Origin of the sequence: Blautia sp. TF10-30 (assembly GCF_003481245.1) — a bacterium.
Lineage (GTDB): Bacteria > Bacillota > Clostridia > Lachnospirales > Lachnospiraceae > Fusicatenibacter > Fusicatenibacter saccharivorans.
On sequence record NZ_QUKM01000014.1, the window covers coordinates 83,051 to 92,438 of the forward strand.

Annotated in this window: 12 protein-coding genes and 1 pseudogene; 9 read left to right on the plus strand and 4 right to left on the minus strand. The window is 38.2% G+C overall.

All coding sequences use genetic code 11. The features are described 5' to 3' along the window. Positions 1–26: 26 nt before the first annotated feature. Genes yaaA through DXD02_RS15845 form a run of 3 tightly spaced genes read right to left on the minus strand, consistent with a single transcriptional unit; the run spans position 27 to position 1,444 of the window. Positions 27–776, minus strand: a complete 750-nt coding sequence (gene yaaA / locus DXD02_RS12400) for a peroxide stress protein YaaA (RefSeq protein WP_024854728.1) — start codon at positions 774–776, stop codon at positions 27–29. Further along, entirely contained in the window at positions 776–1,231 is a 456-nt protein-coding gene (gene bcp, locus DXD02_RS12405; RefSeq protein ID WP_021737556.1) for a thioredoxin-dependent thiol peroxidase, read from the minus strand. The genes yaaA and bcp overlap by 1 nt, the downstream gene beginning before the upstream one ends. Positions 1,232–1,234: 3 nt before the next feature. After that, positions 1,235–1,444: a DUF6219 family protein gene (locus tag DXD02_RS15845; RefSeq protein WP_021737557.1), complete on the minus strand. Its 210-nt coding sequence runs from the start codon at positions 1,442–1,444 to the stop codon at positions 1,235–1,237. A gap of 796 nt (positions 1,445–2,240) precedes the next feature. On the opposite strand from DXD02_RS15845, the gene DXD02_RS12420 reads away from it, so the two are divergent. From DXD02_RS12420 to DXD02_RS12440, 5 genes are all read left to right on the plus strand, one after another. Then, a complete protein-coding gene (locus DXD02_RS12420) occupies positions 2,241–2,939 on the plus strand; it encodes a FadR/GntR family transcriptional regulator (RefSeq protein ID WP_118666918.1) in 699 nt (232 codons plus the stop codon). Further along, on the plus strand, positions 2,936–3,850 hold the full coding sequence (locus tag DXD02_RS12425; RefSeq protein WP_118666919.1) for a LysR family transcriptional regulator: 915 nt from the start codon (positions 2,936–2,938) through the stop codon (positions 3,848–3,850). The genes DXD02_RS12420 and DXD02_RS12425 overlap by 4 nt, the downstream gene beginning before the upstream one ends. Positions 3,851–4,033: 183 nt before the next feature. After that, complete coding sequence (locus tag DXD02_RS12430) at positions 4,034–4,849, plus strand: DUF3100 domain-containing protein (RefSeq protein ID WP_021925174.1); 816 nt, start codon at positions 4,034–4,036, stop codon at positions 4,847–4,849. After that, positions 4,850–5,311 carry a hypothetical protein gene (locus DXD02_RS12435; protein WP_118666920.1) on the plus strand — a complete coding sequence of 154 codons (462 nt, stop codon included), beginning with the start codon at positions 4,850–4,852 and terminating at the stop codon, positions 5,309–5,311. A 29-nt stretch (positions 5,312–5,340) separates the two neighbouring features. After that, on the plus strand, positions 5,341–6,675 hold the full coding sequence (locus DXD02_RS12440; RefSeq protein ID WP_118666921.1) for an amidohydrolase family protein: 1,335 nt from the start codon (positions 5,341–5,343) through the stop codon (positions 6,673–6,675). 97 nt (positions 6,676–6,772) lie between these two features. Here DXD02_RS12440 and DXD02_RS12445 read toward each other — a convergent pair. After that, a pseudogene (locus DXD02_RS12445) lies at positions 6,773–6,907 on the minus strand (IS256 family transposase); the annotation flags it as partial. A gap of 158 nt (positions 6,908–7,065) precedes the next feature. Between DXD02_RS12445 and DXD02_RS12455 the strand changes: the two are divergent. From DXD02_RS12455 to DXD02_RS12470, 4 genes are all read left to right on the plus strand, one after another. Next, positions 7,066–7,320 carry a hypothetical protein gene (locus tag DXD02_RS12455; RefSeq protein ID WP_243108249.1) on the plus strand — a complete coding sequence of 85 codons (255 nt, stop codon included), beginning with the start codon at positions 7,066–7,068 and terminating at the stop codon, positions 7,318–7,320. A 159-nt stretch (positions 7,321–7,479) separates the two neighbouring features. Next, positions 7,480–8,412 (plus strand): MarR family transcriptional regulator, encoded by a 933-nt coding sequence (locus tag DXD02_RS12460; RefSeq protein ID WP_118666922.1) that lies wholly within the window; start codon positions 7,480–7,482, stop codon positions 8,410–8,412. Beyond that, a complete protein-coding gene (locus tag DXD02_RS12465) occupies positions 8,412–9,083 on the plus strand; it encodes a hypothetical protein (RefSeq protein ID WP_118666923.1) in 672 nt (223 codons plus the stop codon). Before DXD02_RS12460 ends, DXD02_RS12465 begins: the two co-directional genes overlap by 1 nt. A 66-nt stretch (positions 9,084–9,149) precedes the next feature. After that, complete coding sequence (locus tag DXD02_RS12470) at positions 9,150–9,359, plus strand: hypothetical protein (protein WP_243106484.1); 210 nt, start codon at positions 9,150–9,152, stop codon at positions 9,357–9,359. Positions 9,360–9,388 lie beyond the last annotated feature (29 nt).

Below are 9,388 nucleotides of genomic sequence, written 5' to 3' on the forward strand. Positions count from 1 at the left end.
AAACTGAGCATCTTTTACCTGAATAACTATTTTATTTTGCGTTCAAATACATATTCTGAATCTGAAGATAAATCAGACCTAAACGAATATCCGAGTCTGTCAAATTTCTGAATCTCCACCGGATTTTCAATATTATTTTCCGCTATGAATCTGACCATTTCACCACGAGCCATCTTGGCATAGGTACCTTTTGTTACCAATTTATCTCCGGATAACTCACAAAATACAATCGTAATATATCTGTCCTGTGGTGTCAGATACTTTTCTATACATTTTGAGTATTCTTTTGATGCAAGATTAATGATAATCCTGCTGTCATCAATTACTGAGCGGTATAACAATTCTCCCCAGTACTCATACAGATTTTTTGCATCTCCAATTCCAACCTTTGCCTGCATTTCAAGACGATAAGGAGTCACACCATCCATTGGTTTTAAAATGCCATAAAACGCAGACAAGATTCTTAAATGATTTTGCAAATACTCAAACTGCTGGATTTCAAACACAGATGGTGCCATATATTGAAATGCAATCCCTTCATATGCTAAAACAGCCGGAGTAAGCCTGTTATAAAGATCCATATTTTCCAATCTGTTAAAGTTCTGCTCTGCAATCTTGTCATTACATTTCCAGATAGCTTTCAGTTCTTCTTTTGATTTGCTTTTCATCCAGTTTAATACTTCTGCTGTCTTATCAATATAGACAGGCAGTTCAACCGGTGCTAAGTTATCGGTATCTACAATCATCTTTTTTGCAGGTGATAAAATAATCTTCATTATGCCAATTCCTTAAGCATATTTTCAGGATCATCTGCCGCCTTGACTTTATCATTTGCCTTTATAATGATTCCCTGCTCATCAATAAGATATGTAGTTCTTACTACACCCATAGATACTTTTCCATAATTTTTCTTTTCTTTCCAGACATCATATGCTTCAATAACTTTACGCTCCGGATCTGCTAATAGCGTAAATGCCAGTCCGTATTTTTCTTCAAATCTCTTGTGAGACGCTACAGAGTCCTTGCTTACTCCGAGAATAACAGCTCCCTTCTCAGTAAACTGTGGATAACGCTCAGAAAAGCCACATGCCTGCTTCGTACATCCTGGTGTATTATCCTTTGGATAAAAATATAAGATCACTTTTTTTCCTGCATAATCGCTTAATTTATGCATTTCTCCATTCTGATCCGGCAATTCAAAGTCCGGTGCTTTTTTTCCTAACTCTAACATTTACTATTCCTCCGCTTTTGTATTTTCCACCTGTTTTCTTGTTCTTTTATTACCTGAAATCATTTTATGTCCCGTATACATAGACATGATCATACATATAAGAGTGCTACACGCAAAATACCTATGACCTGATTTGGATCCTTTATATCCAGTATAAAAAGTTCCAATCATAGTAATTAACGCTCCGATTGACCAATACTTATGTGCTTTCATTTTATACCTCCAAATTGATTAAGCTGTTTCCAAAATAAATATCTCTGGATCATTAACAATATTATACATTCCATCCATTACTTTTGACAAGCAGGGAAAGAAAAATACTCAATCCAAATACAAAAGGATGTATCACGATAATTCTTGCATTACCTTGACGCATCCTTCATTGTTCCCATTGGGCAGAATGTACACCAGGTTCGTGGCTTATATGCCTTAGACACTGTGCTGTTTGGCTCATAAACCTCAACCTCCTTGTGCTTAGAGTATATGAAGTTTTAGCTTTATCTTGTAGTTTGCGAATATCCGTATAAATAGAAAAAGCCCTTTGAGAAAAGGATTTCTCCTCTCTCAAAGGGCAACCATTGTTGAATCTGTTACTTGCTCAATCTTTTCATTCTGTGTATAATTCATTTGGAACCTCCAGTGTTTGATTGTTTTGTTTACATCCGCCAAGATGCAACTCAATCATGCCTTGAGGTTCTTTTTTATTCAATTGGCGCTTTTAATGAATTACACGAATGCTCCTTGATTCATCTGATGTTTTACCTTTCCCTTATGAATTCATCTGACCTATTTTTGTGTTTATACCCTTTTTACCCGTATTTAATGCATTTTTCCTTTAAATTAATCTGATGTATTTATCATATATTCTATTCATCAAAAATGCACTACTGAAATTTTGTCTAAATTTTTGTATCTGTTTTTGTACATTTTAGCATTTTGACATTGAACCCGAAACACATTATCATAGGAAACAAGAACGATAACTATTAGAAATGGAGCAAATCATACGATGCATTTGTTATCTGAAGAAAAAAGCCTTCCTCAAAAAATATCAGAAGACATTATTGCACTTATTTTGGAAGAAAACTTACAGCCAGGAGATAAGCTGCCTAATGAAACCATTCTGTCGGAACGTCTGAATGCAGGACGAAGTTCTGTGCGCGAAGCCATGAAGCTTCTCGCTTCCCGAAATATTGTTACGATCCGTCAGGGTTCCGGTACCTATATTGCCTCCTCTCCCGGAATGGTGGAGGACCCTCTTGGCTTTACCTTCATCGGCAACAAGCAAAAGCTGATCAACGATCTTTTGGAGGTCCGTTTTCTTCTTGAGCCATCTATTGCAGCAATGGCCGCCACACATGCTGACAAAAAAGACATCAAAAAAATCACTGCGCTTTGCGATGAGGTTGAAGAATTGTTAAGGAATCACGAAGATCATACGCAAAAGGATATCGAATTCCATACAGCTATCGCTTTAAGCAGCAAAAATGTTGTAGTTCCAAGACTGGTTCCTGTGATCAACAGCTCAATTCCTCTCTTTGTAGAAACCACCGGAGGTGCACTGCCGGAAGAAACCATCGAGACTCACCGTGAGATTGCAAATGCCATTGCAGCTCATGATCCCCTCCGGGCACAGGATGCCATGTATCTGCATCTGGTTTACAACCGTAAGAGAATCCAGATGATTAAAAAAGGAGACCTTATATGACACTGCAGCAAATAAGATATTTTATCAGCGTAGCTGAGTCCGGCTCTATCAGTGAAGCAGCCAAGCGTTTGTTTACAGCTCAATCAAGCATTTCCAGCGCTATTAAGGAAATAGAAAACACATATGACATTACTGCATTTATAAGAGAAAGCACAGGCGTACGTCTTACCAGAAGCGGCGAAGAGCTTTTAATTGAGTTTAAGGGAATTCTAAGCCGTCTTGACTACCTGGATGAGAAATATAACGGTTCCAAAAAACGGCCTTTAGGTCTGTCCGTTTCTGCCCAGCATCACATTTGCGGCATGGCCTCTTTTATTTCTGTCATCAATAAGTTAAATGAAAGCTATGGTTCCTATCACTGTGGTTTTTATGAATGCCGTACCTCAGAAGTACTGGATCGCGTAGAACGGGGACTGGACGATTTGGGAATTATTTTTTTCACAGAGCATAGCAAAGGACAGATGATTCAGGAATTAAGAAATCGTGGTATTATTTTTAATCACATTGTTTATCAGACAGCTCATGCTTACATATGCCAAAACCATCCACTTGCCAATAGCCAGGAAATTAATATTGAAGAAATGATACAATATCCTTTTATTTCTTATGATCGTTCACCTGACACGAACCCTGCTTATACTGATCTTATCATTCCAAATTATCAGGTAAAAAAAATAATCCATGTTTCTGACCGGGCAGCTTCCTATTCTGCTATGCGTTATTGCCATGGATTTGCTATTGGAAGTGGTTACAGATCTTTTGATAGTAATTACAGCGACATTATTTCTCTGCCTGTCAAAAACGGAGTTCGCCTTGAGATAGGATGGATTTTGCGTCAAAAGCATACACTTTCTGATACCGCCGGCCGTTTTGTGGAGCTTTTAATGCAGAATGAAGCTGTTTTTATGTAGATAAAGACCCGACGATTTTCTTATAAAAAAATAATGCAGTGAGAAAACACCTTTCTTGATATAGTGAAAAAAGCGATGGCTTCCCATCGCTTTTTTGTATGTTCGCAGAAACCAGCTCTCATGTTATACTTGCAACGTAAATTACTACGCACCTGCGCAGAAAAAAAGGAAGGAGTTTCTTATATGGAAAAACTAAAGATTGTCATCAAAAAGTACTGGAAAATTTACCTTGCCGCTCTGGTCATTTCCGCAGTCTGTGATCTGATCGGAACCGTTAAGCTTAACATTGGCGTTGGTACACTTACTCTGTTTCCGATGGTGTTTGCCGTCATATTCGGAGGGCTTTTAGGGCCGGATATTTTTAAAGTATTCAAAACTGAGGAATGTAAAATAGGCGGAAGTCTGGTCCTTGTGGTTTTGGCACCTTTTATGGCAAAAATGGGCATTTCTTCCGGTGCAAATCTTGCAAAACTGGTTTCAGTGGGTCCTGCATTACTTCTTCAGGAATTCGGAAACCTTGGAACGATTCTTTTATCTATGCCTCTCGCATTATTGCTTGGTTTAAAGAAGGAATCTATTGGTGCATGTTACTCAATTAACCGTGATTCAAACCTTGGATTAACTACAGATATTTTTGGACCGGACGCTCCGGAAACAAAAGGAACCTTTGCAGTTTATATCGTAGGTTCTGTAATCGGAACAGTATTTATCAGCATTCTTGCAAGCGTTGTAGCTTCCTGGAATATTTTCGATCCTATTGCTCTTGGTATGGCCAGTGGAGTAGGAAGTGGATCCATGATGACTGCTGCTGCCGGAACATTAGGTGAAATATACCCACAGCAGGCAGAAAATATTATGATTATGGGTGGTGCCAGTGATATGCTGACCGGTATTACCGGAATTTACATGGGTACTTTCGTAGGCCTTCCTCTTGCAAAAAAATTATACGCAATTTTAGAGCCTAAGATTGGACGCAAAAATAATCAGGAGGTTAAATAAATGGTCAGAAAATACTTCGTACAGCAGCTTGGACTGCTTCTCATGGTGTCTGTGATTATAATACTTACAAATGTAATTGGTTACAAAATGCCTGTAAAAGATTCCATTATTGGAGTTCTTTTACTGAGTGCTATTTCTCTTATCGGTCTTACTATAAGTAAATTTATGAGCCGATTTGTTAAGCTTCCTTCTATGATGTATGTATCCCTTCTCGGGCTGCTTCTTGCATGTCCTGTTTCGCCGGTAAAAGATATCGTAGTTGGAACTACAACTCCTGTTGCATTTTTAGCTCCGGCTACAGCACTTGGTGCATTTGCCGGTATTTCTCTGGGAAAAGATTTAAAGGATTTTGCAAAAATGGGATGGAAGCTGGTATTGATCACTTTATTTGTAATTACCGGAACCTTTATATTCTCCGCTCTTGTTGCAGACATTGTTTTGAAAATGACAGGAGCCATTTAACAATCATATGAGATGAAATGAGGTAGATTATGGAAAACTATGATATTTTAATCAAAAATTGTCAGGTTCTGAATCCTGATATGAGCGTTTCATCCACCTGTTCAGTAGGAATTAAAGACACTTGGATTAAAAAAATCGGTTCAGCAGATGAATTCGTTGATAGTGTTGCCACAGAAACACTTGATGGAAAAGGTAAGCTTGTTATGCCAGGTTTAATAGACGGTCATACACATACCTGTCAGCAGCTGTTAAGAGGTCGTGTTGCTGATGAATATCCTATGGTTTGGACTCGTTTCCTGGTTCCCTTTGAAAGCAATCTTCTCCCGGAAGATTCTTACGTCAGCGGACAGTTAGCCTGTCTGGAAATGATCAAAAACGGAACTACTGCTTTTGCTGATTCCGGCGGTGTACATATGGAGCGTGTAGCTGATGCAGTTATAGAATCCGGCATGAGAGCCGCAATAGCGAAATCCACAATGGATATGGGCAATGCTATTACAGGCGCAATGAAGGAAACTGCATCTGAAGCTATAGACCATACAAAAGAGCTGTATAAGAACTATCAGGGAGCCGGCGATGGCCGTGTGGATATCTGGTTTGCTATTCGTCAGGTAATGACCTGCTCCAGAGATCTCATCACCATGGTAGGTGAATGTGCCAAAGAACTTCATACAGGCATCCATGCACATTTATGTGAGCATAAAGATGAAGTTAGCTTTTGCCTGCAAAATTATCAAAAACGTCCTGCTGAATTTTTAGATGAAATGGGAATTTTGGGTCCAAATCTTCTGACCGCACATAATGTTATGCTGTCAGACCATGATATTGCATTGATGGCAGAACGAGGAGTAAAAATGATCCATTGTCCAAGAGCCAACCTGGCAAATCATGGCTTCCCGAAGGCTCCTCAGATTCTGGAAGCTGGTGCAAGTGTAGGTTTGGGTTGTGATGGAGCTGCTCCTTCCAACCTGGACATTTTCGATGAGATGAAGGTTCTGCGTTATTCTATGCTGGCTTATTGGGGACTTCCTTCTTTTAATCCGGTAGTTATGACCTGCCCGACTCTTTTGAAAATGGCTTCTCAGGGAGGAGCAAATGCTATCGGACATGGCGATATTCTGGGATCTGTAAAAGAAGGAAAGAAAGCTGATCTGATTCTTTTAAATATTGATCAGCCGCATATTACACCAACTCAGAATCTTGTAAATACTATTGTAGATGCTGCAAATGGACATGATGTAATCGATTCCATCATCAATGGAAAGCTTGTTATGAAAAATCGTGAGGTACTTACATTAGATGAAGAGCGAATTCGCTTTGAAGCTACACAGCATATGAATGAAATCATAAAGAGAGCTTATTAAAAAAAGTAAAAGACTGCTATACCAGAATTGCCGACGGAATAGAAAGGAAGCGGGAATGGCCAGCTTTGGAGCAAATCCATTCCTGCTTTTCTTTTCTCTACAGACAGTTGGTAAGCCGTTCTCCATACAAGACAATCAACTGATTCAACACCTGATCCCAGTTCCGATATCTCTGTGTCCATTTCCTGACTACGTTTTCGCTGGCAAGATACAGCATCTTTTCCAGTGCTGTATGCGTGGTATTTCAGAAATGCACTCGTCCGTGTAAACTATACGAACCTGCAAAAAGATATTCACGAAACAACAGAGTATCTGGGAGCATTTCTCAGAAATTTGCTTTTAGACGAAAAAAATGAGCTTCATAATCGAAATCTTCATATAAGTGGACTTTTGAATAAAGAAAAAGTGGATATTGAAAGTGTACTTTCCGAAAAAAGTAGTGATTTCTCGGTAAAAACGACGATTCATATCCATAGACTTTTTGAGAAGTTTGGCTTTGATGAGGTGTTTGGAAGAAGTGCGGTTATGGAACTTCTTGAGCTGAAAGCTTCAGGTGCTTCAAAACTTCTTTCCAATTTGGTAAAGGCAGATATTATTGAACCAGTATCCGGTCACGGAAAAGGAAAATATAAATTCAAGAAGTAGTTTAGGTATTGTAAAATTTCCACTCGATGAGTGGAAATTTTGCTTATGAAAGAAGTTTGTGCAGATTGTCTGCATAAATTCAAAATAACTCAAAAACTCGACTTTTAACATTTGTTAAGTTAAAATAAAATAAGTTGAGTTAAAAGGAGAATGAGAAATATGCTTACAAGTGTATTCGGGATTTCTATAAAATGTGAGGCATGGAAACATCAGGATTCTTTACCTGTTTATATCGCTGGAAGTTATGATTTTCAAACAGCATATATTGGAAACAAACGTTGCATAATGCTTATTCCGACAGAAGAGCTTGCAACACTTCCGGCACTGAAAAAGCAAATTACAAAAATACAGCAGATTGATAATGTACCAGTTGTATTTGAACTTGCAACGGTATCAAATTATCGAAGAAAAAGCCTTATAGAAAATAATATACCGTTTATTACTGATAAGCAGGTCTTTCTTCCTTTTATTGGAACGATGCTTACAGATGAGAAAGAACCACCAAAGTTGACAGGGAAGTTTGTTTACTCCACGCAGCAGTTATTTTTGTTTTATCTGTACAGTAAGAAAAAGCGATTGTATATTTCAGAAGCCGGAAAAGTGCTTCCATTTACAGCAATGACCTTGACCAGAGCAGTAAAGCAGTTGGAAGCGACGGATTTGTTTCTTGTAGCAAAAGACGGTGTCAATAAGTTTATTGAGTCAAAATATAAGCGAGATGAATTATTTGAAAAAGCAAAAGTATACTTGACAACGCCTGTCCGCAAAGCAGGATATATAGATAAGGCGCAAGTTACAGAAAACATGGTCTTTGCAGGGGAAACGGCACTTTCTGAAAAAACAATGCTAAATCCCAGCCGAGTTGTTACCTATGCAATTAGTGAGAAAGATTATGAAAAAACTTTGCTGACAGATGAACTGATAGACCCGGATAAACAGGTCAGACTTGAATTATGGGCATACAACCCGAAACAATTTTCGGAGGATAACAGTGCTGACGATATTTCCATTGTTTTATCTTTTGGAGATACAAACGATGAGAGAATTGAAGAAGCAGTAGATGAATTGCAGGAAAGAAGGTTGCAGGAGTAATGGTCAACGGATTTACAAAATTTAAGAAAAAATTTCAGGGGTTTGAAAATCAATATGTCATCATCGGCGGGACAGCTTGTGATTTGATTATGGAAAATGAAGAATTACCGTTTCGTGCTACAAAAGATGTAGATATTGTATTGATTGTCGAATCCATAACAGCGGAGTTCGGCAGGCAGTTCTGGGAGTATGTCAAGGAAGCAGGATATGAGCATTTGAATAAAAGTACCGGAAATGCACAGTTTTATCGTTTCACATCTCCGAAAAGCAAAGAATATCCATATATGATAGAGATATTTTCCAGAAATCCAGATTTTATTATATTGGAAGATGATGCAGTTCTCACGCCGCTTCCGATAGATGATGAAATATCCAGTTTGTCGGCAATCCTTTTAAATGAAGCGTATTATGAATTGCTAAAAACCGGACAAATGATGGTTGACAGCAAAAATATAAAGAAACATAAAAACGATGTGTTTCGATTAGCACAGTTAATCACAGCCAATACAAGGCAAGTTCTCAGCCCGGAAATAGCGGAGGATATGAAAAAATTTTTATCTGAAATAGCTGATGAAACAGTGGATTTAAAGTCCTTGGGTATAAGAGGAACAGATAAGAAAAAAATGACAGAAATGTTATACCGGTGTTATGGGTTGAAAGATAATACATAGAAAAAGTGTTCTAAAAGATTTTGGACTCAGTGAACCCAAAATCTATGCAGCTAGGATGATTATTGCTTGAATAACGAAATCGTAATATTTACGGATGGTGATGTGAACATAGAAGTTCAGATTAATCCGGAAGAGGAGACAGTTTGGTTGACTCAAAAGCAGATGGGCGAATTATTTGATGTAAAGCAAGCTACGTTGAGTGAACATATTAATAAGATTATAATGTCTGGAGAACTAGATGAGACTTCTATCGAGACTGTGAGAAAAAGTCTGTAAATAAGATTCTTCTATGATATGCAAAGGTG

Coding starts and splice junctions, on each gene's coding strand:
- bcp (WP_021737556.1), bottom strand. CDS start 1,231: ATGTTAGAGTTAGGAAAAAAAGCACCGGACTTTGAATTGCCGGATCAG.
- DXD02_RS12430 (WP_021925174.1), top strand. CDS start 4,034: ATGGAAAAACTAAAGATTGTCATCAAAAAGTACTGGAAAATTTACCTT.
- DXD02_RS12440 (WP_118666921.1), top strand. CDS start 5,341: ATGGAAAACTATGATATTTTAATCAAAAATTGTCAGGTTCTGAATCCT.
- DXD02_RS12425 (WP_118666919.1), top strand. CDS start 2,936: ATGACACTGCAGCAAATAAGATATTTTATCAGCGTAGCTGAGTCCGGC.
- DXD02_RS12460 (WP_118666922.1), top strand. CDS start 7,480: ATGCTTACAAGTGTATTCGGGATTTCTATAAAATGTGAGGCATGGAAA.
- DXD02_RS12435 (WP_118666920.1), top strand. CDS start 4,850: ATGGTCAGAAAATACTTCGTACAGCAGCTTGGACTGCTTCTCATGGTG.
- DXD02_RS15845 (WP_021737557.1), bottom strand. CDS start 1,444: ATGAAAGCACATAAGTATTGGTCAATCGGAGCGTTAATTACTATGATT.
- DXD02_RS12420 (WP_118666918.1), top strand. CDS start 2,241: ATGCATTTGTTATCTGAAGAAAAAAGCCTTCCTCAAAAAATATCAGAA.
- DXD02_RS12465 (WP_118666923.1), top strand. CDS start 8,412: ATGGTCAACGGATTTACAAAATTTAAGAAAAAATTTCAGGGGTTTGAA.
- yaaA (WP_024854728.1), bottom strand. CDS start 776: ATGAAGATTATTTTATCACCTGCAAAAAAGATGATTGTAGATACCGAT.